Source organism: Streptomyces sp. ME02-8801-2C, from assembly GCF_033793965.1.
Lineage (GTDB): Bacteria > Actinomycetota > Actinomycetes > Streptomycetales > Streptomycetaceae > Streptomyces.
This window is the reverse complement of record NZ_JARAXP010000006.1, coordinates 1-23,873: the sequence shown is the minus strand read 5'-3', so window position 1 is coordinate 23,873 and position 23,873 is coordinate 1. Positions and strand designations below refer to the sequence as shown.

The following is a 23,873-nucleotide window of genomic DNA, read 5'->3' as shown; positions in this document are numbered from 1 at the left end:
CTCATGATTCGCCCCGCAGGCTTTTTTATCGAACTCTCCCCCGGCTGGGGGCTTCCTCTGTCTGGATCGATCAAGGACGCCGTAAACTCGACCGGTGAGCCAGACGAAAAGAATTTCGTCACTTACCTCAGAAACGGCACAGGGATCTGGAGTGAAATGAGCGCAGGACACGACGTCTTGGACCCTGAAGCCCCCATCCTTACCGGCATCGGGTCGCTTTACACGGATGGTGATTGGATCTGGCGCGAGGACCTGGCACACTACGTGACCAAGTATCACGTGTCCCTTCCAGCCGAATTCGTAACACACATTAGGGCGCTTAATTATAGGACCCCAGACGTTCCCGAAACAAAGCTTATCGAGATCCTGACACAGGATCTCGGAATCACCATGGACTAGCCGGAAAGAAAATGAGTTCCTAATGCCCAGTTTCTCTCTAGCAGTTCCCGATTCCTGGTGGGAGTTCGACGTCCGCCCCGAGGGCAGGGAGGCAACCGTTCGTGCTCTGGTCGACGAACGGGTTCGTGGAGTCCCCGAACTGGCCCCCTACCGTTCCGACTTGACGGCAATGCTCCGCAAGATGGCCAAGGACGCCCATGAGTCAGGTGCCCTATATCTGGGCTGTATGGCGGAGAACTTCGACGGCGTCCCGCTCTCCGCGACCGTGACTGTCTCCGTACTCGGCGCCAAGAACACGCAGGGCGTCGCCCTGTCCACCGACCCCCGCGCCATCGCCGACAGCCTCCGCACCATCACACCTCGCCGAGAGGGTGATGCCTGGCGTACGGTCACCACCGTCGATATACCGGAAGTCGGCGTCGCCGCCCGGACATTCGGCGTCGAGGACGTACCTGTCGCGCAGGGCGACAGCCGTACCCTCCGGATGGTGCTGACCCAGACGTATTTCCCGGTCCCGGGAACCACCGATCAGGTCGTCCTAGTCTCCGGGGCCAGCCCTGTGCTGGACCTGGCGGAGGCGTTCCACGACATCTTCGACGCCGTCACCGGAACGTTCCGGTTCATCTGAGCAGCAATGTACTTCTTCCGGTTGACCCTCATGCAAGAGCTTTCGTCTTCCACCTTCCTCTACAAAGCCGAGGTCGACGGCACCCACGAGTTGTTCCTGACCCTCGATGAGGATGAGGCAGTCGACTCGATCCGGCCTACGGACGCCAACGGCAATCCCGTCGCAGCGGTTCGCATGAGTCTCAGCGACGGGAACATCTCGGGGGACGGGAGGACCGGCGACGACCTGGACATACTCAAAGGGTTTCCGCTGATGGCCGGCCACTTGTTGGCTCAGTGGAAGAGAGACGACCGCCCTCCGCAGGAGATACTGAAGTTCTTCGCCTGACCAGTGAGCGAAAGCGTGCCGAGTACTCCAGATCAGGGAGTGGTCCTCAGTACGTCCTCCAGCATCTCGTCGTACGCCCGGAAGCCTGCCTTTCCGCTCTCCGGCGCGTCCGACTCGGGGCGAAGGATGCCCGGCAGATGGGCGACGCGCCACATCCTGAAGACGTCCAACGGCGTACTGCCACCCTTGTCATCCGCCAAGTCCGCTGCGACGCCGAGGATCTCGACAATTCCGGCCGCCCCCTGCCGGACTTCCGTTCCTGCCGCGACGGCTGCTGTGACCAAGGCCTGCAAGAAGTACGTCAGTTGCAGATCCGCAGCCATACGGCACATGCGTCGCACCACGGCAGGTTCCGCAAGTTCCTCAAGAGGCTGCGGAACTCCTGTGACCCCCGCTGACCACAGGAGCAGGAACGCCGCTGGCACTTCATGGTCGCGGAACCGGCCCAGCTCGTCGGTGACAGCCATCGCCGCATCGCTGAATCGGCAGACCGACCGAATGCCGTAGAGCAATCGCTCCACGTCGCCCGGTCTGCACGCCAGAAAATCACCCACCGAGACGTCGGCGAGTTCCCAGGTGCCGGTGGAGTTCACCGCGCCGACTTCGATCACGCCACCAAGTGGACCGAACACCGCACGCGCAAGCCTTGGTTCCGAGATGCGGATGATCTGCTCGGACATTCCGTTCAGCCTCGTTTCTCCTCTGGGTCTACTTCGGGAGATCGTCCGGGAACGGCTCGGCATGCTCTCCCCATTGGAAGCCGTAGCTTCCCCTCTCCGAGTCGAAGAACGCCCGTAGCCCACGATCGGGCAGGTCGAATTCTTGCCGTATCCAACCGTCCATGGCCAGGGCCGCCACTTCCGACCGGAAGTGCGCGAGCGGGAAATCAACCGATGTGACTCGGACCAGCATGCCTTGAGGGTTCCGGGAGATCAGATCGGGCGCATGAACCGTCAGACCGAAGGCCAGCCAGGACGCGTCCCGCCAATAGACGCCCTGGGGCAGCGACAGACGCACGTATCGAGCAACCTGTAGGAAGAATTCCTCACCAGTGCCAGGAGGGACGCATTCTGCCGTCAGGTCGGCAGCGAGACCACCCATTGGGCTCTGGAAACGGTAGTTGAAGGTTCTGCTCATCCTGACTCGATCCTGTGTTGTTCGAGAGGTCGATGACGCCGGGGACGCCAACCACTCCCTGATCGTCCAGACATGCGAGTTCCTGGAGGGAGCCGGCCGCACCTCCCATGCGGAGAGGTTCTCGTCAGGCGCGCCGTATGGCAACTGTCCGCCGACTGGCTGGAAGTAGAGACCGTAAGCCCAGTACTCCGGCGTCTCATGACACATGAGGTCGGGGTACGGATCGATCCGGGCACCCTTGTACTTCGAGTTGATCCTGGCCACGGCTTCGGCTCGGGAGATTCCGAACCGGCTGACCATCTCCTCGGCGATCTGCCGGAAGTAGTCGAGCATTCCCTCGTCGAGTTCGACAAGGAACTCCGCATTTCTCAATCTGAATTCACTTTCCGTACGTCAAACGCGTGTCACAGCCGCGCGATGGCGAACTCGACGAGTTCATCGAGGCCGGTTTCCCTTGGTGTGCCGTTCTGGGTGTTCCACTCGGCGACGAACCACGCGCCATGCCATTCGGCACGCCACACATCGCCGTGCCGGTTCTCGAACTCGACGAAGCTCCCGGTTCCACCGTCCATCAGTCGCAGCTCCTCCACAAGCCGCGTCGGCTCGGTGAGGCCCCGCCCCGGGTTCGTGCTCCTGCCCCGGGTCCGCGTGTTGGCGTATCTCATCTTGAGGTAAGGGAGCGGCTCCCGGTCAAGATGGTTCAGGCGCAGCATGCGGTACCGGGTGATGGCTTCGTCGAGAGTTTCTTCGCCGGAGAACTCGCAGGCATACGCCGGGAAGGTCAGCCGGACGTGCGGGGTCAGGTCCGGATTCTCTACGCCGTAGAAGCGGTGGACCTCGGGCGCGATGCCCACGACCGCGTCGAAACGACGTCCGGCGGGCGGTTCGAAGCCGCCGAGGGCGCCCAGGAAGGGGTTGCGGGCGAAGATCGCGTCCTCGCGATCCCGGGCGAAGCGGAGGGTGCTGACGACGAGGTCCTGGTCGTAGGAGTTACGGCCGCTCAGTTGGAGCAGCCGTTTCCCGTCGGCGGACAGCGCCCCCGCGAAGTCGATGCCGGGCGCCGGCGACCAGTGCCAGCTGTCGGGCAAGCCGGGGAGAGGCTCCGCGCCACGAAAGCCGGTCACTACGGCACGAATGTCCATGGCCCTTCACGACCTCCTGATCCCTCGATCAACCCAATCCCTCGGTCCTCCAAGTGACACCAGGCTGCCTATACCCGCCCAGCATCTCGTCCTCGTCGAACCCGAGCTCATCCTCAATGCCCAGTTCCTCCGCCGCGTGCCACCTCAGCGGGGCCGGCCATGCGCTCGGCTCGCTCGTGGCGATGCCCTTCAGGAACCGGTTCGCCTCAGGGGTACCGATCTCTCCGAGCGACTGGATTCCCTTGACACACAGGGCGTACATGGGCCCGTCGGAGTCTTTCCTCCCCTGCACGAGGGAACTGATCGCCTCCACCGCTTCGGGGGCCCGCAGTTCACCGAGCATGTCGACCAGGTCCTCCGCGGTCACGCCCCGCGCGCCTGAGGCGAGCACCGACGTGAGGATCGGGGCAAGCCCGTCCGGATGCAGGTGGACCGCCACTCCCGCGAGCCGTTCGAACCTTCGCCAGTCGCCGTCGCCATCGCCGGACAGGTTCCGCAGCCAGTCGAGAATTCGGGTGCTCGACTCGGGCACCGCCGCCGCCACTTCAGCGGCTCTCTCCCGGCCCACGTATCCACGGCCGGCGACGACACCGTCCGCCCGCACCATCAGTGCGTCGTCGGCCACTGCGTCACCCGGCGCGGCTATTGGACCCGCCCGCTCAGGAACGGCGTCCACGCAGCGCCCGCCAGGCGTCCTCAGCCGCGTACGTAAACTCCAGCCGCCAGGTCTCCAGCTTGTCATGCACCTTTGACACGACCGTCCACCACTTGAACCACAGTGGCAGCTGCCGGAACGGCACGTAGTCGAGAGTGTCGTCGATGGCGTTCCCGGCGATGCTCTTGCGGCCGGGGCCCTCCGCCCGCAGCGCGGCGTACAGCTCTGGTGTCAACTCACCATTGAGTCGGGCCACGACACCCGCCGCGGTGAACGCGAACCCCCGCTGGCCGACGTCCGGCAACTGCATCGCCCTGATGATGCGCGGCGAGGCCTCGGCCAAAGAGCAGTTGAAGGCCAGCCCGATCGCGGCGGACCCCAGTGAGTCCTCGCCCCGTTCGTACGCCTTGTCCCACTCAGTGGGATCGTCGAAACGCAGCACGCTCTCGTCGCCGTCCCAGTTCCACCCGGACACCTTGTTCGCCTCCTCCCGAGGTCAGCTACGTCGGCGCAGGGCCTGCCATGCCTCTTCGACCGTTTCCCCGGACCGCAGCCACCAACTCTCCAACTTGTCGCGCACTCCAGTCCACAGCTTTCGCCACTTGAGCCACGGCGGCAGCCTGCGGAACGGTACGAAGGCCAGCGTGTCGTCGATGGCGTACTCGGCGAGGCCTCCGTGCCCCTCCGCGCGCAGTGCCTCGTACAACTCCGGCGTCAGCCTGCCGTTGAGCCGTGCCGCGGCACCGGCCGCGGTGAACGCGAACCCGCGCTGAGCGATGTCCGGCAACTGCGTCGCCCGGAGGATCCGAGGCAACGCCTCCTCCAGCGAACAATTGAAGGCCAACCCGATCACCGCCGAACCCAGTGGCCACTCACCCCTTTCGAAGGCGGCGTCAACCTCGGCGGGGTCGTCGATATGCGACACGCCCTCGCCGGTGTCCCAGTCCCAGTCCCAATTGGGCGCCACAGCCGACTTTCCTTCCATCGAAATCAGTCGCATGGTGGCGGGAGCACCTTCTGCTTCGGCCATTCGATGTGAAGCAGCTACTCGGCGAACCGGAACGTCGAGGTGATCGCGTCGAAGATGTCGAAGAACGACTCCGCCAGGTCCAGCACCTGGCTGCTGCCCGCCACCAGTGCCACCTTGCCCTCCTGGCCCGGGACCGGGATGAACGTCTGCATCAGCACAGCGCGGATGGTGCGGCCGAGTTCGTCGCCCGGTACGGCGATGTCCTCGATGCCGTGGGTACGCGCCGCCGGGCCGACGCCGGGGATGTCGACGGTCGTCGCCTTCCGCCAGCTGTCCCCTTCCCGCTTCGCCTCCTTGACCGCCAACTGGCCCGCGATGACCGCCGGGTCGGTCGAGAGCGGCGTACCGTCCTGCGCGCGGCCGCCGACCATCGAGACCGTCACCGAGCCGGTGATCGGGGTGTCGCCGCCGAAGCTCTCAGCCATGCAACCGCAGTACAGCGCGCCCGACTTCCACGCGTCCACCGCCGCCTTCTGGAGGAACGTCGTGTACGTGTCGCGGTGCTGAGCCAACTCCGGGCGCTGCCGCATCCGTTCGTCGACCATGCGGCGGATGGAGTCGTCGCGTGACTCGGGGCGTACGTCGAACTCCCACCACGACTCCGGGACCTTGATCCGGAAGCCGCCTCGCTCGACCGTCTGCGCTTCGCTGTAGCGGGCCATGTCCTCTGCTCCACCCCGTTCGCTCGATCTGCCGTGCCGGCCCCGTTCCGTTGTACGGTGCCGGTCGGACGTCGGTCAGACGCCGATCAGACTACGAGGCGGTCCAGGGGGACTCACACATGGGCAAGGGCAAGTCCGACCTCACGCTTCCGCTGAGCGAGCTGGAGGACTACGGCAGCCGGCTGCGTTCCATCAAGACGCGGCTGAACCACACCAAGAAGCTCTTCGCGTCCTACAAGGACGACATCGGCGACGGCAGCGTGAACGACGCGCTGGAGGACTTCGAGTCCAACTGGGAGGACGGCCGCGAGGACATCACCCAGCAGCTCGACGCCCTCGCCGACATGTCGGACGCCGTCGTACGCGAGTTCAAGAAACTGGACGACGAACTCGCCAAGCAGGTCAACGAAAAGATGACCACCAAGGACACCAGGCAGGGCAGTGGGGGCACTGGCGGCAACGGCAACAAGTGAGTTGAGCCGTCCTCACCCCACCTCGTTCTCCGCCACCGCCTCGCCCCGTACCGTCACATCCCCGCCGTAGAACAGGCCTGTGAACACCGGCGAGTACGTCAACTGCACCTCTACCTGCACCTCGTTGGCGTTCGCCACCACGCAATGGGACGCGCCCGTGTCCGCGGCCGACATGCCCATCTCCTGGGCGAAGGCCTTCACGCGTGCGTCGCAGTTCTGGAAGTTGATCGGGGCGCCGCCCGCCGCGTTGGCGTAGAGGGCGTCGAGGTCTATGTCCTGGGCGGCGTAACGCGCCGCCTGCTCCGCGATGTCCGCCGCCCGTTCCCGCTTCGAGATGGACATGCCGCCGTCGATCACGAAGGCGGAGAGGGAGAGGAAGAGGAGGGCGAAGATGATCACGGCACCGGCGCCCGAGCCGCGGTCGTCCATACGGGAGCACCGACGTCCGGACCAGTCACGTACGGCAGAGGGCATCCTCGGTCTCAGCGTCACGCCGTCCTCCGGAACGGGTCCAGCGGTGAGCTGAAGCTCGCCGTCAGCGTCGTGGGGATGTCCAGGCCCAGCATCGCCAGACCCCGCACCTCACAGCTCACCTCGACCGTGAAAATGGTGTCGGGCTCGAAGCCGGCGCTTGTCTGGGTCACCGTGACGGGGCCCGAGCAGATATCCGTGAGGTCCGCCTCCGCCGCCTGCCTGGCCTCGGCCATCGCCGTGACGTGATCCTTCTGGATCGACCCGGCACGGGCCGCGTCGCGCGCCGCTCCGTCCACTGCCCCGCGCCCGTCGACCAGTTGGCCGAAGGCCACCAGCACCAGGATGAACATGATCATCACCGGGGCGAGGATCACCACCTCGACGGTGGACAGACCCCGGTCACCCAGATCACTTGGGTCACGCCGGTCCCACCGGTCCCGCAGGGAGGAGAAGTAGCCCATCAGTTCCCCCCGTCCCGCACAAACCGCTCCACCGGACCCACCGACTGCGCGTGCACCGTCAGATCGAACCCCGGGAACACCGTGGGCACCCGTGCCGTGATCTCCACGCCCACCGTGTTCTGCTCCGGCTGGAGCATCGTCACGTTCGGTGCCAGGACCAGGCTCGGGCCCAGCTGCTGGATGTAGCTGTCCACCACGTCCTGCGCCTCGCCCCGCCAGACACCCGGCTGGTCGTGCGCCATGGCGCGGGCCTTGCGGGCGCCGGCCTGGGCCGCCGCCTGGGCGACGTGGTCCGCGAAGAAGTACAGCGCGAACTGCACGGTCGCGAAGATCATGAAGAAGAGTACGGGCGTCAGCAGCACGAACTCGATCGCGGTCATGCCGGAGTCGGACGTGCGGGGAGAGCCGGACGTACGAGGAGAGCCGGGCGTGCGGGAACCGGAGGCGCCGGAGCCGGAGTCCCGGCTCCCGCCCGTGCCGGCGTCACCGCGGGCGGACGCCCACTTGCGTGCGGCCTCCACCCTGCGGCGTACCCATCTGTCTGCGCCACCCACGAGCAACAACCCCGTCAACTCGGCCCCGTACACCCCGTTTTCGTACGCGCGATCAGCAGGTGCCGCTCGCCTTGGCGCCCTTGATGCAGTCGCCGACCTTGTTGGCGCCGTCGCTCAGCGCGGTGTTGATGATCGCGGCGACCACGCCGACGATCGCCACGACGACCGCGGAGATGATGACCCACTCGACCGCGGACGCACCGCGGTCCAGCTCGCCGGAGCGAGCGCGCTCCACGCGGGCCTGGAAGAAGGTGACCAGGAAGTCCATCGCCGGGATACCGGTGCTGAAGTTCCGTCCGTTCAATCCGTTCATGGTGAGTTGTCCTCTCAGGGAAGAGCAGAAGCTGAAGTTGAAGGAAGCTGTCGTGGGGGGCAGTTGTGGGGGCAGTTCTGTGTGGCGGGCTCAGACCTGGAACACGCGCATCGCCGCCGGATAGATCAGGAACACCAGGAACCCCGCACACAGCAGCAGCTGCGCCACGAGCATCGACTGTGACTTCTCGCCCGCGCTGCCCTCGATCTCCGCCAGTTCGCGGTGCCGCATGGTCTCCGCGCGGGAGGCGAGCGACTCGCGCACCTTCGCGCCGTCGTCCGCGACCAGGGCGAGGGAGGCGGAGAGGTCCTTGAGTTCCTCGACGCCCAGTTCCTCGCCCAGTGATCCGAGCGCCTGCCACTGACTGGTACCGGTGATACGGGCGTCCGCGAGGGCGTTGCGGATGCGCTGGGTCGCCCAGCCGTCCGACACCTCCGCCGCCGCCATCAGCGCCTCGGGCAGACCCCGGCCGCCGGCCAGGCTCATCGACACCAGGTCGAGATACGCCCCGATCACCCGCCGCAGGTCGCGTCGCTTCTCGGCCGCGTCCCGCCGTACCTCCAGGTCGGGCAGGAAGAAGAAGACCAGCGCGAAGAGCAGCGCCAGCCAGACCGGGATGGCCGGGCTGCTGGCCATGCTCAGCGTGTAGACGATGACGAAGAGAAACGGGCCGAAGAACAGACCGGCCGCGCCCAGCAGCACCTTCGTCGCGAGGAAGTTCTCCCAACTCCGGTCCAGGACAGCCAGGTCGGCCCGCAGGGAGCGCTGCTCCCAGCCCTGCTGGAAGTAGAAGTCCGAGACACGGGCGCCCACTTGGGCCCGGAACGAGCCGATCCGGCCGGCGTCCTGCGTGCGATGGGCCGACTCGTACGCCGCTCCCCGTGCCCGCATCGCGTCGATGCGCGCGACCTGCGAGACCGCACTCCGCTTCGACGGCATCAACGCCCGTACGAGGACGTAGATCCCGAGGCCCAGAGTGGCGCCGACCAGCACGGGCATGGTCAGGTCGTTCATCGACGTACCCCCTCTTCAGCACCGGCGGCCCCGGCCCCGAACGGGGGCTGCCCCGGCGCGGCCTGGGCAGGTGTCCTGGGCCGCACGAACTGCACCGACGCGTCGTCCCGTACCAGGAAGCGCTCCGGCGTCTCGATGGTCGACAGCTTGCGCAGCCACCAGAAGCCGAGCGCGAACAGACCGCAGACGCACGCGAGTACGACCTGCCCGATCGGCGTCCCGTACGGCTCGACGAACTCCCGGTTGAAGATGGCGAGTCCGAGGACGAAGCCGACCGACACCACGACAACGATCTGTACGGACCGACGAGTTGACGACCGCTGCGCCATGACGCGCTGCCGCATGTCGACCTCCTCGCGCGCCGACTTGGCGAGTGCGCCCAGGACTTGACGCAGACCGGGGCCGCGCAGCCGCGCGTTGAGGATGAGCGCCGCCACGATGATGTCGGCGGACGCGTCGTTGATCTCGTCCGCGAGCTGCTGGAGCGCGTCGGGGAGCGGGGTACGGGAGCGGAGCCGGTCGACCATCGCATCCAGGTGCGGACGCAGTACCGGGGCCGCCGCGCGGGCCGACGCCGGGATCGCCTGTTCCAGACCGACCGCGCCGGCGATGGTGTCGCGCAGCGACTCCGTCCAGGAGGCGAGGGCCTCGACGCGCCGCATTCCGGCCCGTTCTTCCGCCGCGCCACCGAAGAGGCGGTCCCAGAAGAAGACGAGGACGCCGGCCGCGATACCGGCCACCGCCCACCGGGTGAGCACCAGTACGGCGAGTCCGACGAGCGCGGCGAGCGAACCGCGTTGCCCCGCGAACCGGATGAGCTCGTTGGCCCGTTCGCTGGCCTTCTGCTTCTCGTGCTCGGGCTTTGCGGGCAGCCCGCGGATCGCGATCGCGAGCAGCGCGAGCCCGCCGCCGACGGCGATGCCGGCCACGAGCGCGTACAGGACCTCCATGGAGAACAGTCCGCCCATGGAGCCGAGCGAGCCGACCGCCACCGAGTACGTGTCCCCGTACGCGTAGGCCGACGCGTACGCCGACGCATTACCGCTGTGTGTCGTCATGATCATGGTCATGGTCACCCCCAGTTCCCGCCGGGCAGCCGGTACCCGTGCGCGACCAGTTCGTCGAGGCAGGAGATGGGCGCGTGCGGCACGATGCGGCCGTCCGGGGTCTCGGCGAAGACCTCGCTGGACAGCACGCGGCCGTCCACGCCGTTGACCTCGCGGACCGACGTCACCATGCGCTGGAGCCGGCCGCCCGTCTGGTAGTTGTTGCGCCGCTGGATGAAGACGACGAAGTTCACGGCGCCCGCGACGAGCATCTGGCTGGCCTCGATGGGCAGCCGCTCGCGCGCCTGGAGCGCGTACGTGGAGATACGGTTGAAGACCTCGTGCGAGCTGTTGGCGTGGATCGTGGAGAGCGAGCCGTCGTTGCCCTGCGACATCGCGTTGAGCATCGTCACGATCTCGTCGCCGAGCACCTCACCGACGATGACGCGGGACGGGTTCATACGCAGCGACCGCCGCACCAGCTCGGCCATCGAAATCATGCCCTGGCCCTCGGAGTTGGGCAGCCGCTCCTCGAACGCGACGACGTTGGGGTGGAGTTCGGGAAACTGGTCGAGGCCGAGCTCCAGCGCACGTTCGACGGTGATGAGTCGCTCGTGCGGCGGGATCTCGTTGGCGAGGGCGCGCAACAGCGTGGTCTTACCCGCGTTCGTAGCACCCGCGATCATGATGTTCTTCCGGGCGCGCACGGCACAGGCCATGAAGTGCGCGACCTCCGGAGTGACGGTGCCGTTCCCGACGAGGTCGGAGATGAAGACCTTGCCCATCCGCGCACGACGGATGGAGAGCGCCGGCCGCCGGGTCACATCCATGACGGCCGACAGACGGGACCCGTCCGGCAGCCGCAGGTCGAGCTGCGGATTCGCGGAGTCGAAGGGACGGGAGGAGAGTCCGGAGTAGGCGCCGAGCACCTGGATCAGCTCGATGAGCTCCTCGTCGGACTCGGCCACCGGGTCACCGGCGACCTCACGCCCGTCGGAATACCCGACGAAGACCTGGTCGTACCCGTTGATGTCGATGTTCTCGACGTCGACGTTGTCGAGCAGCGGCTGCAGCCGCCCGACGCCGAACAGCGCGGCGTGCACGGCAGCCGCGTACTGCTCCTCGGTCTCGGCATCCAGCGGCGTACGCCCGGCATTGATCTCGGTGCGGGCGTAGTCCTCGAGGATCTGGGCTATGACGGCCCGCGCGTACTGCCGCTCGTCCTCGCCGGACATCGGCGTGACATTGGAGGCCTGGTCGAGCCGACGCTGCTCGGCGATCCGGTCACCGGCGTCCTGCCGGAACCGTTTGACCAACGAGTGGTCGACAGCGGTCATCGCCCGGCTCCGGCATGACCGGAGTACCCGGTCTGCTGCCCCGGCTGCTGGCCATGCTGCTGGCCCTGTTGCTGGCCGGGCAGGTGACCGCCGGCCTGCTGCTGGACCTGACTGGGTACGGACCACGCCGCGCCGTACTGCTGATACAGATCCGAAGTCACCTTGCGGGCCGACCGGATGAGCATCGACTTGTCGAGCCGCCCGCGCTTGCGCCCGGCCAACTGCTCGGCCCCGGCCGGGTCTTCGGCGAGCGTGCCGACGACACGGGCACCTGTCTGCGCGTGTACGAGCATGTCGTTGACCTGGTTGACCAACTTGCCCGAGTTGTTCGGGTCGGCGACGAGGATGACCCCGATGAGAGGGGTGGCGAGGCTGGCGGCGCCGCGCGGACCGCCGTGCAGCTTGGTGGAGAGGGCGGCGGCACGGTCGCGCACACGCGCGATGGCTTCCGGTTCGGTCCGCGAGATGAGCAGCACGAGCGCGGCATGCGGGAACAGCTCGACGACAGGGGTGTCCCCGCTGATGCGTCCGCAGTCGGCGATGACGTCGGCGGGCGCGTTCGGGGAGTCGGCGAGCTGCGCGAAGGCACTGCCGAGAGTGGGCCAGAGCCCGGCGAGCCCGGCGGCCTGTTCAGCAATTCCCAGCCCGACGAGCACTTCGAGCCCGCCGCTCAACGGCTGTACGTGGTCCCAGAGTTGATCGGGGACGAGGCCGCGCCGCGCGGTCGCGGCGATGGACAGCATGCCGGTGTTCGGGTTGAGCATCCCGCCGTGCGCGGCGGCACTGCGGTAGACGAGGTCGCCGCCGGCCGGGTCGGTCTCGGCGAGCAGGGCCCGCCGAGGCCAGACCGCCGCGAGCGCGACGGCCGCGGTGGTCACACCGGGTGAGCCCTTGTCGGCGGCAAGAACGATGAGCGCCATGGTTCCGGGGCCGCCTTCAGCTGCTGGGGATGAGCACGAGGGCCACTTGGCCGGTGGCGGCGGCCTGGGCGAGGTCGGCGGCTTTGGTGGCGTCGACTGTGAGGGTGACGGGGAGGTTGGTGCTGCTTATCACTTCACTGTCATCGGCGTTCTTCACTTCGGTGACCTTCGCCTTGTCCACGATCAAACTGGTGCCGGCGCCGGTCGAGGAGGAACTGCTGGAACCCGTACTGGAGCCCGTACCGGTGCCGTTGGAGGTGACACGGTAGGCGGCGACGAGGTCTCCCTGCTTGATGCTGCTCGGGTACTGCCCCTCCTTGAGGGAGAGCCCCACGAGGGCCTGACCGGCGACGAGGCCGGTCTCGCCGGTGAACATCTGCCCGACGGGAACGACTCCCGCAGGGATCGCGCTGACGGCCTTCAGCTTCATCAGGCCGGTCAACTGCTCCCACGGGATGTAGTCGATGCCTTTGTCGGCCGCCACCAGGACGGACGCCGTGTTGGCCTTGCTGACGGAGCCTCCGGCCGGAATCGGCTTGGTCACCTTGACGACCTCGATCCGGTCCCCCGCCCGCAGCACCAGCATCGTCGCGCCCAGCGCACCGACCAGGATCAGAAGGACCGCAAGAGCGGCAAGAGCCGGTTTGCGCTCGCGAGGCGGCGTCGGGAGCCGCTCACCGGACATCGGCTGAGCGGGCACCGAGGAACGGCCGCCGCCCGCACCCGTACGCTCTTGGATCTTCACGCAACAGCTCCCCGTACACCCAAGAAAAATTCTGCCAATTCAATCGCCAAATAGGACACTTCACCCGCGATACGCGTGATCCACGCGATCCGCCCTCGCTGGGACGTACCGGCCGACCCGGCCAATCAGCCAGCGCTGGAGTGAGTGTCAAGCGATGGCACCGTATCAGCCGCACATAAGCCCCTCAAGGCGCGTTCTGGATCGTGAACAGCGAGGAGCACAACGTTATTCACGTGCAACTACGGCCGTACGGTTCCCCGTTGGGCACAGCGATCCGGTTACCGCCCCCGCTGTGCACGCGCGAATCTGTTGCCGACCCGACATCCGCAGGTCAGCAAACCGCGGCCACCGCGCCCACCTTCGCCACGGGTCACTCATGAGGCCTGCACGATTCGCTCACGCGACGGGGGTGGACCGGTTCCGTCCTACGAGGAACTTCACTACTGGCCCGTGCCCTCCTGCAGCGCCACTTCGAAGAGTTCCAAGACCTCGTCCAGACTCAGCTCACGCCGCTCCGGCCCTCCCGGCACCTCTCCCGACACAGTCCAGCCACCGTCCCACTCCACTCGCCAGACCTTGCCCAAGCGGTTCTCGAACTCCACGAACCCGCCGGAGGAGTTCGCCAACTCGGGGATCTCCTGGCGGACGATCCGCGGGTACGTCAACGCTCGCCCGGGATTGGTACTCCCGCCACCGGTACGGTGGTTGTCGAAGCTCATCTTCACGAACGGCACCGACTCGCGCCCGATTTCTGCGGGATGGAGCATTTTTGTGTACCGGGCCTCCGTCTCGGCGAGGGTCTCTCCACCGGAGAACTCGCAGGCGTACGCGGGAAAGACGATGTAGGTCACCGAGGTGAGGTCGGGATTCTGGGCCTTGTGATGCCCGTGCACCTCGGGGACGGCCACCGCGACGGCGTCGAACTCGTAGCCGGGGACCCGCAGGCCCTCCATGAAGCCGAGGAAACGCCCCGCCCCCAGCAGTTCCTGCTCATGGGCGCGGGCGAAGGACAGCACCTCACAAGCGAGGTTCTCATCGTGCTTGCCGCGCTGGTTGGTCTGGAGGAGCCGCTTTCCGTCGTCGGTCAGAGCGCCGGCGAAGTGCAGTACGGGGTTGAGACTCCACCGCCATGCCCCGTCCAGGCCGTCGAGGGGGGCGACGTTGGGGAAAGCGGCGATGGTGGTCTGTAGATCCATGGTTCCCTCCAGGGGTGGGGAGCGGGGAGGCGGGAGAACCGGGAGGTGGGTACCGGTCAGGAGCACGAGTAGTTGGGGCCTGTCTCCTGGCTGTATCTGGCGTTCATCATGGCTCCTACTCGCGAGTTCTTGCTCTTCTCCATGGCCTCCATGTTGTCCGGGTTCCAGTGGTCCGCCACCGCTTCCCGGTGCTCATAGGTGCAGGCCCTGGACAACCTGGACACCATTCCCCGCACTGGCCGCACTGGCCGCCTCGCCGCGAGATCATCCTCGCCGAGACGGGTGGCGACATGAGCCAGTTCGGCACCGCGCACCACCTCGCCTCCTGGATCGGAGTCTGCCCCGGCCAGAACGAATCCGCCGGTGTCAGCAAGTCCGGACGCACTCGCGTCGGCAACAGCAACCTCAAGCGTCTGCCGGGTGTCGCCGCCATGACCGCCCGCCATGACCGCCATGACCACCATCCGGAACAAAAACTCCTACCTGCGCGACTACTACTACCGGCCGGCGGCCAGGCGAGGAGGTAAGCGGGCGCTGGTCGCCGTCATGCACAAGCTCGCCATCGCGATCTGGCATGTCATGAAGGATCGCGACCCCTAACGCGAACTCGGCGCCGAATACCTCAGCAGGTGAGCGACCGGAATCGCCCTCAGTCCTCGAAACGATGAGTCTCGCGCTTGTAGGGCTGGAGCACGAAGGGGATCCGGTGGGGTCGCCAGAGGTCGTCGTTCTCGCTCAGAATCAGCTCGCCGTTCTTCCGAAGCAGCCAGATCGACTCGTACTGGAAGTGAAGTACGGCCTCACCGTCGATCTGCTCCAGCAAAGGAAGCACCAGGCGGAGCATGTCGTCCTGCTGGACGCCGACCTCGACGCCCTTGGCCATGCGGAACGCTGCGGAGACCGTCGGCGTGAAGTTCAGATCGGCGACAACGGGGTGCCAGGGGTGCGGTGTTCGCTCCTGGGTCACCCGGATCGAGGTGCCGTGCCGGGTGTTCACGCCCGGGTCCAGGAGCAGGTCGGGAGTGACCGTGGCATCGAATACACCGATGCCCTTACCGATCTCAGCCAGCCGAGCCGCGACCTCGGTCGCCGACGACTCCGTCGCGTACTCGAGGTCGTAAGAGATTGCCATGCTGATCCTACGGATAGAGGTGAACTACATTGCCGGCACGGTCGATGACCACGACCTCTTTCAGCCCGTCCATGGGCCAGTCCTGGAACTGCGACTGCAATGCTCCGAGGTCGGCGTCGCTGTCTCCCAGATTTAGGACCACCCGGTCCGTCTGGCCTGCGTCCACTTTCTTCTGAACGGCGGACCAGATAGAACGGGGATTCTTGGCGGTCGGAGCGTAGTTGTCGAATACCTGGCCTTCGATACGGAAATCAGGATTCTTCCCGTTGATCGTACCCGGCGTCTGTTCCACGTCGTAGCCCTGTTTTGCCAGGGTATCGGCGGAATGCACCTCCCGGCCTTTCGCCCGTACCGTCTCGGCGTCATCGTTCCTGCTGAGCGATTCCGGCCTCCCACGTGGCCGGGCCGCCGGATCAGGCTCACCCGACGGCTTCGTACGACCCGCCTCCGCCGATGCGTCCCAGTCACCGTCTCCTCCGCCTCCCCCACCGTTCCCGTCGGACGTCATGTCCACCCGGTCCGGCCCCGCCGCGTCCTGCATGATGTTCGCCATCCCGGCTCCTGCCAGGGACAGCCCCACACCGATCTGCGCGGCGGCGGCGACGTTGATGGGGATGCCGATGGCCGCCCCGAAGCCCGTGGCGTCCAACAGCCCACCGCCGACCTCCTCGCCGGCACCGAGGGCGGCGAGGCCGAGGCCCCCGAGAACCGTCATCGTGGAGCCGAGGTCGTCCACCATGGCATTACCGATGGACGCGAGATCCGATACGACGACCTCGCCCACGTCCTCCAGGGCGTCCCCCATGTCACCGAGCAGATCACCGGCCTTGTCCCACCCGGAGTCGTGCATCCCGTCGTGGGTGATGGCGCGCTGGATCACACCGGCGGCCTTCTTCGCGGCGCTGTCCCGCACGTTCTTCGCGTGCTGGAGCGCTGTCTGCGCGGCCGTGAGGTCGTCGGCGGCCCGGTCCCGCTTCTCCTTCAGCCGGGCAAGTTCGGGGTCGTCGTCAGGGGTGCCGTCCGGCAGCTTGTCGATGGCCGCCTTGGCCGACTCGTGGTCATCGTGGGCGGTATGGCCGTCCCGCAGCGCCCGGTCGGCCAGGTGCTGGGCGTGTTCCAGGGCGGAGGCCCAGTCGGCGGTGCTGTCGTCCCGGACACGCGTGCCCATGGCCTGCGCGGCCTTGTCGTAGCGGTGGTACGCCTTACGCAGTGGCCCCAACGTGTCCTTCGCGGTGTCGCGAAAAGTGTCGGCGGCCTTGGACTTCCACGACTCGACAGCGGACAGCGCCTCCACGTCGCCGGCCTCGCCCCGGATGTCGTCGGCGACGTCACGCAGCGACTGGCCAAGCAGCGCGATGGCGTCAGGGTCACCAGGGACCGGGTCACCGTCCTCCCCCAACACGGACCACTCATGGACGGGGGGACGCCTCACTTCCCCGCCTTGGCGTCCTGTCGGCGCAGGGCCGCGGCCAGCTCCGAGTCGATCGCGTCGTAACTCTTCGCGGCGTCCCAGGTGATGGTGCCCAGCGTCCTGATCTGCTCGGCGAGATCCTTGCGGTGGATCTTCCAGTTGTCGGCGAAGTCCTGGAAGGCGTCGGCGACGAGCTGGTTGCCGAGTTCGGCGGTCGCGAACTCCTCGGCGGGGTTCGCACGGTTGGTGAAGGCGTCGTAGATCCGCTGGAGCGCACGCGAGCACTCCTTGATCCGCTTGGTGTCCGCCTTGATGTCACTCATAGATCTTGATGTCACTCATTGATGTCACGCATCGCCCGAGACTGTCCGACAAGCCGCTCCACCCTCACCGTGCCCCCCATGGGCATGCCAACGGGGGACTTTAGCGAGCTCGCTTAAGAGCGAGACAAGACAAGCATCAAGGGCGAGCAAAGGATCTTCGCGAGCCCGCCTCCGGGGCCATCACCTGCTCGGGCAAGATCAGGAAACGACTGACACCCGCAAGAGCCTTGTACTGCTGTCGGAACCCCACGCCTCCGGCTACACACCCACGCTCGAGACCCCGAAGGGGGAGCCGGTCAGTTTCACTCTGGCCACCGGTGAACGCGTGAAGGTCGATACCAGCACCTTCCCGACGCGGGACGCGTAAAAGGTCGGGAGCCGGATCGCGTCCTGTGCTCCGGTGGGGCATACGCGCGCCGGACAGCTACCGCTCGAACCGACAAACGACTTACCGTCGGCGGTCTCTGAACCTGGGTTCTGGATCACTTTCAGCGCCAGGGCCACGGAGGGTCACCGAAACCGCGATCATGAACGGCCTCGTGCGGTGAGGAGGACGTGTCACCGCTTGCGCGTCCCGTCAGCGTTCAAACCGAAGCGCGCGGCAACATCCGCATGGGACACCCAGCGCCTGACGCCGGTCTTGCTCTCCTCCGCGGCCGCGAGATCACGCTCGTCTTCGAGTTGCTGGAAGTAGTCGAGCAGCTCTATCGGAATCACAGCCGCGACGGGGAGTGCCGTGATCCGTGATCTCCACAGTCCTACCGCCATGCCGCACTTCATTGACGACCTTGCCCAGGTTGTTCCGGGCATCCGTAAGCATGTAAGAGGCATCTATGGAGCAAATCCTACATTTTGCAGGATACCGGTGAAGTGAACACGTGCAGGGCGGCCAGAGCGGGCCGGCCTCGATACGCAGATCGAGGCACCGCCACGCCGAAGGACCCGGCTCCGTCCAGCCATACTGCTCTCAGGAGGTGAGCTGCCATGACTGTCATGAGCGATCTGATCGAGCGAGGCGGTATCCCCGAGGGATACAAGGTCGAGATCTTCGACGGAAGGGTGATCATGACCCCGCAGAGCCCCGAGCAGGACTGGACCGTGTCTGACGTCAAGGACGCCGTCAAAGCCGCGGGCATCGCTCGGGAACGCGTCTTCGGTGACGTCCTGGTCACCTTCCCTGGCGAGAACGACGCGGCGCCGGATCTGACGATCGTCGACTTCGACGCCGAGCGCCGGAAGAACAGCTACTCCTGTCTTGACGTGTTGGCCGTCGTCGAAGTCCCGTCCGAGCCGGACGACGAGAAGGACTACGTCCGGAACGTACAGAAGTACGGGCGGTTCGGCATCGACTTTTACATGATCGCCGACCCCTTCAGCAGGACGGTCACTCTGCTGTCGGAACCGCACTCCTCCGGCTACGGACGGACGGTCGAGACCCCGTACGGAGAGCCGGTCAGTTTCACTCTGGCCACAGGTGAACGCGTGAAGGTCGATACCAGCACCTTCCCGACGCGGGACGCGTAAGCGGCAGCCGGATCGTGTCCTGTGGTCCGGCGGAGGCATACACGCCCGGCAGAAAACTCCCGCGAAACGAACAAGACGGCTCGCCGTCGTACGCTGCCCAATCGTTCGGGGATGAGCACGCTTCTGGGTGAACACGATCAGGACACAGGACGCATCTAATTCGCCCCGATAGATTCACAAAGGCCCCCACTGTGAAGCCGGTTCAGCGTGGCAGGCGCACAGACCCCCCAGATAACGTCAGGGCTCTCAGTTGTATCGACATCTCACGGGGAGCCCACCTTGAAGCGCCGAGCCTTGCCCGTTGCTGCCGCGCTCACCGCGACCGCAGCCCTGCTGCTGACGGCCTGCGGCAGTGGAGACGACAAGTCCACCGCCAACGACAAGATCGCCGGCGCCGAACAGAGCACGCCGACCCCGACGAAGTCGGCGGAGCCTTCGGCAACAGCGGCAGCGGAGGCGGAGGACAAGCCGGACGGTGTGGACGTGTCTGTGCCCAAGGACATGAACCTGGTCTTCGACTGGACCAAGCCGACGAACAAGAACGAGGCGGCGGCGATGGTTGACGCCGCGAACTTCCTCCGCGCCATCTATCGGGGCGTCGACAAGCGCACAACGAAGGACGCAGCCCTGTCCACCTACGCCACAGGCGACGGACTCCACTACGGGCAAGTGCAGATCAACGAATGGATCAAGGGCGGCTGGACCGCCACCGGCACCCGCCGTCACTACGACGCCACTACACGGTCCGCCCCGAACGGGAACTCCGTCGAGGTCGCGTTCTGCGCGGACACCGGGAAGTTCTACGGCAAGGATGTCAAGACGGGGAAGGTCCTGGAGGCCAAGCCCAGCCTCAAGGACTTCGCCTATTACAAGATCATCATGGTCAAGTTCCCTACGGATACAGGCCTGTGGCAGGCGTCCAAGGTGTACATCGAGACTGCGGCCGCGAAGTGCCAGTGAACACATCAGGGCGTACGACCCTCAGCGCCGGCGCCGCAGCACTCGCCCTCGCCTTCAGCGCTCTCGCCATTGCAGCGCCCAACGCCTTTGCGGAACCAGTGAATACGGGCTCGGGAGGCACAGAAGAGAAGGGCGGCAGCGACAGCACCGGCATCTACGCAGCTGCCCAAATCCAGTACTCCGGCTCCGTCGCCAAAGGCGGCGGCACCGGCAACGTAACGTCGACTGACGTCAACTGGACGCCCCCAGCCTGCTGGTACGCCCCCTACCTCGGCGCCAAGGACTTCAAGGCGAAGATGTCCAAAAGCATCGAGGACCAGCTGAACACACCCGGCATGGGCGGCACCGCCGGCTCGGCCCTCGGTCAGGCGAAGAGCCACTACGAGGACGGGTTCGGCTGGACCGACACCCCCGGCTACAAGGACTACAACGTCGACAAGGACGGCAAGGGGATGTTCTGGGCCGGGGTCGAGAACCCCAACGAGCCCGACGTCCTCAAGCGGAGCGCGTGCAGCGACCTCCCCTTCTGGGTCGACAACGGCGAAGCCCCACCGCCCCAGTACGAACAGGCCATCCGCCCGGAAATACTCGCAGGCCTCGCCTACCAGCACATGCAGCTCCCCGACACCAAGGTCACCCTCGCCCCCGCAGCCAACACCAAGGTGAACCTGCCGACTTGGGCATGGCTCGACAAAGCCGTCTTCAACGAGGTCCAGGCAACCGCCGCCCTCAACGCCCCCGGCCTCAACATCCAGGCCACGACCACCGCCAAGCCGGTCTCCCTCAAGCTGGAGCCGGGCACCGAGGACGCCCAGGTCTACCCCGCCTCCGGCGAGTGCGCCATCAACGCCGACGACTCCATCGGCGAGCCCTACGCCCAGGGCAAGGCCAGCCAGACCCCGCCATGTGGGATCAAGTACCTCCGCTCCTCGGGAGAGGGGACGTACCAGCTGAGGGCGACCATCACCTGGCACATCACCTGGACCGGCACCGGCGTCCCGGGCGGCAACCTGCCCGACGGGACGTTCGGCAGCGAACAGGCGATCACTGTCCAGGAGATCCAGGCCGTCAACCGCTGAACGAAAACACACGAGTCGCGGCCGGTTCAACTCTCTGAGCCGGCCGCGGGATCCCTTCGCCCACCACCTCAAACGACCGCCGCCGCACGGATACGCCCAGCACTTCTTGAGGGTGCATCCGTCCCACGGGGAGCCCACTGTGAAGCGCCGCACTCTGTCCGTCACCGCCGCACTCACCGCGACCACAGCCCTGCTGCTGACGGCTTGCGGCAGCGAAGAAAGCAAGTCCACCGACAGCGGCAGGATCGCCAGTCCCGAACAGAGCACAACGACAGCGCCGAAATCGGCGGCTCCCTCAGCCGCAGCGGCGAAGCTCAACCCGGACGGCGTGGACGTGTCTCTCCCCAAGGACATGAACCTCGTCTTCGACTGGACCAAACCGACAAACAAGAATGAAGCGGCCGCGATGGACGACGCCGCCAACTACATCCGCGCCATCTACCAGGGCGTCGACAAACGCACGAGCGACAACGCCGCCGTGATCGCTTATTCCACGGGCGACGGGTTGCACTACGCGAAGACGCAGATCGCCAGCAGGGTGGACGGCGGCTGGACAGCCACCGGCACTCGGCGCCACTACAAGGCGACGGCCCGGTCCGCCTCGAACGGCAATTCCGTAGAGGTGGCGTTCTGCGTCGACTCGAGCGAGTTCTACAGCAAGGAAGTCAAGACCGGGAAGGTTCTGATGACCAAGCCAAGCATCGCGGACTTCGGCTACTTTAAGATCATCATGGTCAAGTACCCCACAACTGAGGGGTTGTGGCAGGCATCCAAGGTCTTCGTCGAGACCAAGGCGGAGAAATGCCGGTGAGTTGAACGCGCCGTAGGGACAGATGTCGCGGCGGGTTAACAGAGTCAGCTCGGACGACCTCGGCAGACACAAGCTTCCTGCCGGGCGGCGGACGGCCAAGTCATCAGACTGCCATCAGACCGCTCCGATCGCGCTGCGCACAGGCCTGATGATCTCGCCGGCGAGCCATCGGGCGGCTTGTGAGGGATAGGGGCTCCGCAGGCTCAGTACGATGTGCGTCACGCCCGCGGCGATGAGTTCGCTGATGACCTTGCGGTCGGTGGCCGGGTCGTCGTACGAGACGATGTACTGCACGGAGCGGGTGATGGTCCGCGGATCACGGCCGATGGCGGCGCAGTGGTCGTCCAGAACGGCGCTGCGCTCAATGATGTGGTCCACGGTGTTGTGCGGCGGCCCGGGGATGTTCCAGATGTCGGCCTGCTCGGCGACCAGGCGGAGCGTCCTGTTTCCCCAACCGCCGATCAGCAGGGGTGGGCCCGGCCGCTGAACGGGTTTCGGTTCATTGTGGTTGCCGGTCAGGGTGTAGTAGCGCCCGTCGAAGTCGAAGACGTCCCGCGTCCACATGCCGCGGAGGATCGCGATGGTTTCCTCCAGGCGGGCGATGCCCTCGGCGGGCGGGACGAGCGTGAGGCCGTACGCTGCGTACTCCGCGACGGCCGGGTTGTCACCGGCGATACCGCCCGCGTCGGGTGGCTGCACGGTGCCGCCCACGCCGAGGCCCATGATCAGGCGGCCTCCGGAGATCACGTCGACTGTGGTCGCGATTTTTCCGAGGACGGCGGGCGGGCGGATCCGGTTGCTCGTCACGAGCAGACCCAGGCGCAGCCGCTGGGTTTTGGCGGCCAGGGCGCTCAGCAGCGTCCATCCTTCGAGGATCTGTCCATCCTTGGGGCCGGCGATCGGCATGAGGTGGTCCCACAGCCAGGCGTCCGCGATCTCGGGCAGCTCGTCGGCCTCCTGCCACGCACGGAGGATGTCCTGGTACGGGACCCGCATCGGGGTGGTCTTGATTCCGAATATCACCGAGGGGAGATGTTGGTCGGACATGGTCTGCCACTGCCCTTCGAGTCGACGCGCCGCCGTTGACGACGGCATCATCACCGTAGCGGATCATCAGTCGAGCTGACTATCAGTCGTTGGATACGCTTCGGCCATGACTCGCGACGCACCGCCCGAGGTCCTCACCTCGCGCCTCGGTTATCTGTTCAAGCACGCGCACCTACGGCTGGCCGAGGAGTCCGCGCGGGCCTTGGCGCCGCACGGGATCGACGGCCGTGAACTGGCGGTTCTCGCCGTCCTCGACGCGCATGACGAGCTGTCCCAACTGGAAGCAGCGGGCAAGTTGGGCATCGACCGCACCACGATGGTGGCCCTCATCGACACTTTGGAGGGCAAGGAGCTCGTCGAGCGGCGCCGCAGTCCCAGTGACCGGCGCAAGAACATCGTGCAGTTGACGGCGGCCGGACGGGAGCGCCTTCGCGGCGCCGAACTGGCCCGCCAGGAGATGGAACGCCGGTTCCTCGCCCCGCTCTCCAGCACAGACGCCACGCGCTTGGTCCGCAGCTTGCAGGCACTGGTCGGGGCCCCGGCGAGTACCGGCCATGCGCCCGACTCTGTATGACGGACGTCTGACTGCGGCCCGCCTCTGAGCGGGCCGCAATCGAGCCGATCCACAGGATCTTGCCGGGCAGCACCTGGCACTCACTGGCCGTGGAGTTGGTTCGCAGTGGCGAAACCTCCGACAAGACCGCTACGGTCAGGGCCCTTGACTGCGTTTTTGCCTTACAGGGGGCCCGACTTGAAGCGCCGCTGTCTGCCCATGGGCGTCGCGCTTGCCTTGACCGCAGCCCTGATCCTGACGGCATGTGACAGCGAGGGCGACAAGATCGCCAAGGTCGCCCGACCCGATGTGGAGACGGAGGCGGTGACACAAGGACGCCGTCCTCGCCGAACGCCGCCCTCACGGACACCCGGTCTTCCGGGGCCGCCTTCAGTCGGGCAATCAAAGCGCTCAGCAAACTCGGTTCTGGCACAGATCTTGGGGCGCCGTCGCGGAGCGTTACCTCGATGTTCGATCGTGAGGAGTCGAGTTCGCGTGAGATCGCGTACGCCGTGTCGTC

Annotated in this window: 32 protein-coding genes and 1 pseudogene; 10 read left to right on the top strand and 23 right to left on the bottom strand. The window is 66.3% G+C overall.

The window, feature by feature from the left end; genetic code table 11:
- Nucleotides 1–3 precede the first annotated feature (3 nt).
- From PV396_RS20200 to PV396_RS20190, 3 genes are read left to right on the top strand one after another with little or no spacing between them, the layout of a single operon-like run.
- Nucleotides 4–399: a hypothetical protein gene (locus PV396_RS20200; RefSeq protein WP_319206453.1), complete on the top strand. Its 396-nt coding sequence runs from the start codon at nucleotides 4–6 to the stop codon at nucleotides 397–399.
- A gap of 22 nt (nucleotides 400–421) precedes the next feature.
- The gene (locus PV396_RS20195; RefSeq protein WP_319206451.1) at nucleotides 422–1,027 is read left to right on the top strand and encodes a hypothetical protein; all 606 of its coding nucleotides are present in this window, start codon (nucleotides 422–424) and stop codon (nucleotides 1,025–1,027) included.
- A gap of 30 nt (nucleotides 1,028–1,057) precedes the next feature.
- Nucleotides 1,058–1,354 carry a hypothetical protein gene (locus tag PV396_RS20190; RefSeq protein WP_319206449.1) on the top strand — a complete coding sequence of 99 codons (297 nt, stop codon included), beginning with the start codon at nucleotides 1,058–1,060 and terminating at the stop codon, nucleotides 1,352–1,354.
- Between the two features lie 32 nt (nucleotides 1,355–1,386).
- Here PV396_RS20190 and PV396_RS20185 read toward each other — a convergent pair whose 3' ends face one another.
- The 7 genes from PV396_RS20185 to PV396_RS20155 are packed head-to-tail and all read right to left on the bottom strand — an operon-like array spanning nucleotide 1,387 to nucleotide 5,980.
- A complete protein-coding gene (locus PV396_RS20185) occupies nucleotides 1,387–2,034 on the bottom strand; it encodes a hypothetical protein (RefSeq protein WP_319206447.1) in 648 nt (215 codons plus the stop codon).
- A 28-nt stretch (nucleotides 2,035–2,062) separates the two neighbouring features.
- Nucleotides 2,063–2,863, bottom strand: a complete 801-nt coding sequence (locus PV396_RS20180; RefSeq protein WP_319206445.1) for a hypothetical protein — start codon at nucleotides 2,861–2,863, stop codon at nucleotides 2,063–2,065.
- A gap of 32 nt (nucleotides 2,864–2,895) precedes the next feature.
- Complete coding sequence (locus tag PV396_RS20175; RefSeq protein WP_319206443.1) at nucleotides 2,896–3,633, bottom strand: hypothetical protein; 738 nt, start codon at nucleotides 3,631–3,633, stop codon at nucleotides 2,896–2,898.
- 28 nt (nucleotides 3,634–3,661) lie between these two features.
- Nucleotides 3,662–4,258 carry a HEAT repeat domain-containing protein gene (locus PV396_RS20170; RefSeq protein ID WP_319206440.1) on the bottom strand — a complete coding sequence of 199 codons (597 nt, stop codon included), beginning with the start codon at nucleotides 4,256–4,258 and terminating at the stop codon, nucleotides 3,662–3,664.
- Between the two features lie 34 nt (nucleotides 4,259–4,292).
- Nucleotides 4,293–4,763 (bottom strand): hypothetical protein, encoded by a 471-nt coding sequence (locus tag PV396_RS20165; protein WP_319206439.1) that lies wholly within the window; start codon nucleotides 4,761–4,763, stop codon nucleotides 4,293–4,295.
- A 21-nt stretch (nucleotides 4,764–4,784) separates the two neighbouring features.
- A complete protein-coding gene (locus PV396_RS20160; protein ID WP_319206438.1) occupies nucleotides 4,785–5,288 on the bottom strand; it encodes a hypothetical protein in 504 nt (167 codons plus the stop codon).
- 44 nt (nucleotides 5,289–5,332) lie between these two features.
- On the bottom strand, nucleotides 5,333–5,980 hold the full coding sequence (locus PV396_RS20155) for a hypothetical protein (protein ID WP_319206436.1): 648 nt from the start codon (nucleotides 5,978–5,980) through the stop codon (nucleotides 5,333–5,335).
- A gap of 119 nt (nucleotides 5,981–6,099) precedes the next feature.
- On the opposite strand from PV396_RS20155, the gene PV396_RS20150 reads away from it, so the two are divergent.
- Entirely contained in the window at nucleotides 6,100–6,453 is a 354-nt protein-coding gene (locus PV396_RS20150) for a hypothetical protein (protein WP_319206434.1), read from the top strand.
- Between the two features lie 12 nt (nucleotides 6,454–6,465).
- On the opposite strand, the gene PV396_RS20145 is transcribed toward PV396_RS20150, so the two are convergent.
- From PV396_RS20145 to PV396_RS20100, 10 genes are all read right to left on the bottom strand, one after another.
- Nucleotides 6,466–6,927, bottom strand: a complete 462-nt coding sequence (locus PV396_RS20145; RefSeq protein WP_319206432.1) for a pilus assembly protein TadG-related protein — start codon at nucleotides 6,925–6,927, stop codon at nucleotides 6,466–6,468.
- A 14-nt stretch (nucleotides 6,928–6,941) separates the two neighbouring features.
- The gene (locus PV396_RS20140) at nucleotides 6,942–7,388 is read right to left on the bottom strand and encodes a TadE/TadG family type IV pilus assembly protein (RefSeq protein ID WP_319206430.1); all 447 of its coding nucleotides are present in this window, start codon (nucleotides 7,386–7,388) and stop codon (nucleotides 6,942–6,944) included.
- Nucleotides 7,388–7,942, bottom strand: a complete 555-nt coding sequence (locus tag PV396_RS20135) for a TadE family protein (RefSeq protein ID WP_416071445.1) — start codon at nucleotides 7,940–7,942, stop codon at nucleotides 7,388–7,390. The genes PV396_RS20140 and PV396_RS20135 overlap by 1 nt, the downstream gene beginning before the upstream one ends.
- A gap of 52 nt (nucleotides 7,943–7,994) precedes the next feature.
- A complete protein-coding gene (locus tag PV396_RS20130; RefSeq protein WP_235475647.1) occupies nucleotides 7,995–8,246 on the bottom strand; it encodes a hypothetical protein in 252 nt (83 codons plus the stop codon).
- Between the two features lie 99 nt (nucleotides 8,247–8,345).
- Nucleotides 8,346–9,269: a type II secretion system F family protein gene (locus tag PV396_RS20125; RefSeq protein ID WP_319206428.1), complete on the bottom strand. Its 924-nt coding sequence runs from the start codon at nucleotides 9,267–9,269 to the stop codon at nucleotides 8,346–8,348.
- The gene (locus PV396_RS20120; protein WP_319207356.1) at nucleotides 9,266–10,237 is read right to left on the bottom strand and encodes a type II secretion system F family protein; all 972 of its coding nucleotides are present in this window, start codon (nucleotides 10,235–10,237) and stop codon (nucleotides 9,266–9,268) included. Before PV396_RS20120 ends, PV396_RS20125 begins: the two co-directional genes overlap by 4 nt.
- 104 nt (nucleotides 10,238–10,341) lie before the next feature.
- A complete protein-coding gene (locus PV396_RS20115) occupies nucleotides 10,342–11,652 on the bottom strand; it encodes a CpaF family protein (RefSeq protein WP_319206426.1) in 1,311 nt (436 codons plus the stop codon).
- Nucleotides 11,649–12,572 carry a hypothetical protein gene (locus tag PV396_RS20110; protein WP_319206424.1) on the bottom strand — a complete coding sequence of 308 codons (924 nt, stop codon included), beginning with the start codon at nucleotides 12,570–12,572 and terminating at the stop codon, nucleotides 11,649–11,651. The genes PV396_RS20115 and PV396_RS20110 overlap by 4 nt, the downstream gene beginning before the upstream one ends.
- Nucleotides 12,573–12,588: 16 nt before the next feature.
- Complete coding sequence (locus tag PV396_RS20105) at nucleotides 12,589–13,317, bottom strand: hypothetical protein (protein ID WP_319206422.1); 729 nt, start codon at nucleotides 13,315–13,317, stop codon at nucleotides 12,589–12,591.
- Between the two features lie 440 nt (nucleotides 13,318–13,757).
- Nucleotides 13,758–14,513 (bottom strand): hypothetical protein, encoded by a 756-nt coding sequence (locus PV396_RS20100; protein ID WP_319206420.1) that lies wholly within the window; start codon nucleotides 14,511–14,513, stop codon nucleotides 13,758–13,760.
- Here PV396_RS20100 and PV396_RS45175 point away from each other — a divergent pair.
- Nucleotides 14,447–15,040: a transposase gene (locus tag PV396_RS45175; protein WP_416071444.1), complete on the top strand. Its 594-nt coding sequence runs from the start codon at nucleotides 14,447–14,449 to the stop codon at nucleotides 15,038–15,040. The genes PV396_RS20100 and PV396_RS45175 overlap by 67 nt on opposite strands.
- 122 nt (nucleotides 15,041–15,162) lie before the next feature.
- Here the strand turns inward: PV396_RS45175 and PV396_RS20085 are convergent, their stop codons facing one another.
- The 5 genes and pseudogenes from PV396_RS20085 to PV396_RS45170 all read right to left on the bottom strand — a co-directional run.
- Nucleotides 15,163–15,645 (bottom strand): SitI3 family protein, encoded by a 483-nt coding sequence (locus tag PV396_RS20085; RefSeq protein WP_319206415.1) that lies wholly within the window; start codon nucleotides 15,643–15,645, stop codon nucleotides 15,163–15,165.
- 7 nt (nucleotides 15,646–15,652) lie between these two features.
- Nucleotides 15,653–17,077 (bottom strand): putative T7SS-secreted protein, encoded by a 1,425-nt coding sequence (locus PV396_RS20080; protein WP_319206413.1) that lies wholly within the window; start codon nucleotides 17,075–17,077, stop codon nucleotides 15,653–15,655.
- Nucleotides 17,074–17,379 carry a hypothetical protein gene (locus PV396_RS20075; protein ID WP_319206412.1) on the bottom strand — a complete coding sequence of 102 codons (306 nt, stop codon included), beginning with the start codon at nucleotides 17,377–17,379 and terminating at the stop codon, nucleotides 17,074–17,076. Before PV396_RS20075 ends, PV396_RS20080 begins: the two co-directional genes overlap by 4 nt.
- Before the next feature lie 558 nt (nucleotides 17,380–17,937).
- Nucleotides 17,938–18,147: a hypothetical protein gene (locus tag PV396_RS20070; RefSeq protein WP_319206410.1), complete on the bottom strand. Its 210-nt coding sequence runs from the start codon at nucleotides 18,145–18,147 to the stop codon at nucleotides 17,938–17,940.
- Between the two features lies 1 nt (nucleotide 18,148).
- Nucleotides 18,149–18,199 (bottom strand): annotated as a pseudogene (locus PV396_RS45170) (hypothetical protein); the annotation flags it as partial.
- A gap of 164 nt (nucleotides 18,200–18,363) precedes the next feature.
- On the opposite strand from PV396_RS45170, the gene PV396_RS20065 reads away from it, so the two are divergent.
- The 4 genes from PV396_RS20065 (at nucleotide 18,364) to PV396_RS20050 (ending at nucleotide 21,753) form a co-directional block, all read left to right on the top strand.
- Nucleotides 18,364–18,903: a Uma2 family endonuclease gene (locus tag PV396_RS20065; RefSeq protein ID WP_319206408.1), complete on the top strand. Its 540-nt coding sequence runs from the start codon at nucleotides 18,364–18,366 to the stop codon at nucleotides 18,901–18,903.
- Nucleotides 18,904–19,182: 279 nt separating this feature from the next.
- A complete protein-coding gene (locus PV396_RS20060) occupies nucleotides 19,183–19,863 on the top strand; it encodes a hypothetical protein (protein ID WP_319206406.1) in 681 nt (226 codons plus the stop codon).
- Nucleotides 19,854–20,942 carry a hypothetical protein gene (locus PV396_RS20055; protein ID WP_319206404.1) on the top strand — a complete coding sequence of 363 codons (1,089 nt, stop codon included), beginning with the start codon at nucleotides 19,854–19,856 and terminating at the stop codon, nucleotides 20,940–20,942. The genes PV396_RS20060 and PV396_RS20055 overlap by 10 nt, the downstream gene beginning before the upstream one ends.
- Nucleotides 20,943–21,081: 139 nt before the next feature.
- A complete protein-coding gene (locus PV396_RS20050; RefSeq protein ID WP_319206402.1) occupies nucleotides 21,082–21,753 on the top strand; it encodes a hypothetical protein in 672 nt (223 codons plus the stop codon).
- A gap of 114 nt (nucleotides 21,754–21,867) precedes the next feature.
- Here PV396_RS20050 and PV396_RS20045 read toward each other — a convergent pair whose 3' ends face one another.
- A complete protein-coding gene (locus PV396_RS20045) occupies nucleotides 21,868–22,800 on the bottom strand; it encodes an LLM class flavin-dependent oxidoreductase (protein WP_319206400.1) in 933 nt (310 codons plus the stop codon).
- Nucleotides 22,801–22,906: 106 nt separating this feature from the next.
- Here PV396_RS20045 and PV396_RS20040 point away from each other — a divergent pair, with 106 nt between their 5' ends.
- Complete coding sequence (locus PV396_RS20040; protein ID WP_319206398.1) at nucleotides 22,907–23,374, top strand: MarR family transcriptional regulator; 468 nt, start codon at nucleotides 22,907–22,909, stop codon at nucleotides 23,372–23,374.
- Nucleotides 23,375–23,873: the final 499 nt, after the last annotated feature.

Excerpts from the sequence above, each read along its gene's own strand:
- PV396_RS20200 (WP_319206453.1), top strand. The coding sequence starts at position 4 with ATGATTCGCCCCGCAGGCTTTTTTATCGAACTCTCCCCCGGCTGGGGG.
- PV396_RS20195 (WP_319206451.1), top strand. The coding sequence starts at position 422 with ATGCCCAGTTTCTCTCTAGCAGTTCCCGATTCCTGGTGGGAGTTCGAC.
- PV396_RS20190 (WP_319206449.1), top strand. The coding sequence starts at position 1,058 with ATGCAAGAGCTTTCGTCTTCCACCTTCCTCTACAAAGCCGAGGTCGAC.
- PV396_RS20185 (WP_319206447.1), bottom strand. The coding sequence starts at position 2,034 with ATGTCCGAGCAGATCATCCGCATCTCGGAACCAAGGCTTGCGCGTGCG.
- PV396_RS20175 (WP_319206443.1), bottom strand. The coding sequence starts at position 3,633 with ATGGACATTCGTGCCGTAGTGACCGGCTTTCGTGGCGCGGAGCCTCTC.
- PV396_RS20160 (WP_319206438.1), bottom strand. The coding sequence starts at position 5,288 with ATGCGACTGATTTCGATGGAAGGAAAGTCGGCTGTGGCGCCCAATTGG.
- PV396_RS20155 (WP_319206436.1), bottom strand. The coding sequence starts at position 5,980 with ATGGCCCGCTACAGCGAAGCGCAGACGGTCGAGCGAGGCGGCTTCCGG.
- PV396_RS20150 (WP_319206434.1), top strand. The coding sequence starts at position 6,100 with ATGGGCAAGGGCAAGTCCGACCTCACGCTTCCGCTGAGCGAGCTGGAG.
- PV396_RS20145 (WP_319206432.1), bottom strand. The coding sequence starts at position 6,927 with ATGCCCTCTGCCGTACGTGACTGGTCCGGACGTCGGTGCTCCCGTATG.
- PV396_RS20140 (WP_319206430.1), bottom strand. The coding sequence starts at position 7,388 with ATGGGCTACTTCTCCTCCCTGCGGGACCGGTGGGACCGGCGTGACCCA.
- PV396_RS20125 (WP_319206428.1), bottom strand. The coding sequence starts at position 9,269 with ATGAACGACCTGACCATGCCCGTGCTGGTCGGCGCCACTCTGGGCCTC.
- PV396_RS20120 (WP_319207356.1), bottom strand. The coding sequence starts at position 10,237 with ATGGGCGGACTGTTCTCCATGGAGGTCCTGTACGCGCTCGTGGCCGGC.
- PV396_RS20115 (WP_319206426.1), bottom strand. The coding sequence starts at position 11,652 with ATGACCGCTGTCGACCACTCGTTGGTCAAACGGTTCCGGCAGGACGCC.
- PV396_RS20110 (WP_319206424.1), bottom strand. The coding sequence starts at position 12,572 with ATGGCGCTCATCGTTCTTGCCGCCGACAAGGGCTCACCCGGTGTGACC.
- PV396_RS45175 (WP_416071444.1), top strand. The coding sequence starts at position 14,447 with ATGCCCCGTCCAGGCCGTCGAGGGGGGCGACGTTGGGGAAAGCGGCGA.
- PV396_RS20100 (WP_319206420.1), bottom strand. The coding sequence starts at position 14,513 with ATGGATCTACAGACCACCATCGCCGCTTTCCCCAACGTCGCCCCCCTC.
- PV396_RS20085 (WP_319206415.1), bottom strand. The coding sequence starts at position 15,645 with ATGGCAATCTCTTACGACCTCGAGTACGCGACGGAGTCGTCGGCGACC.
- PV396_RS20075 (WP_319206412.1), bottom strand. The coding sequence starts at position 17,379 with ATGAGTGACATCAAGGCGGACACCAAGCGGATCAAGGAGTGCTCGCGT.
- PV396_RS20070 (WP_319206410.1), bottom strand. The coding sequence starts at position 18,147 with ATGGCGGTAGGACTGTGGAGATCACGGATCACGGCACTCCCCGTCGCG.
- PV396_RS20065 (WP_319206408.1), top strand. The coding sequence starts at position 18,364 with ATGACTGTCATGAGCGATCTGATCGAGCGAGGCGGTATCCCCGAGGGA.
- PV396_RS20045 (WP_319206400.1), bottom strand. The coding sequence starts at position 22,800 with ATGTCCGACCAACATCTCCCCTCGGTGATATTCGGAATCAAGACCACC.
- PV396_RS20040 (WP_319206398.1), top strand. The coding sequence starts at position 22,907 with ATGACTCGCGACGCACCGCCCGAGGTCCTCACCTCGCGCCTCGGTTAT.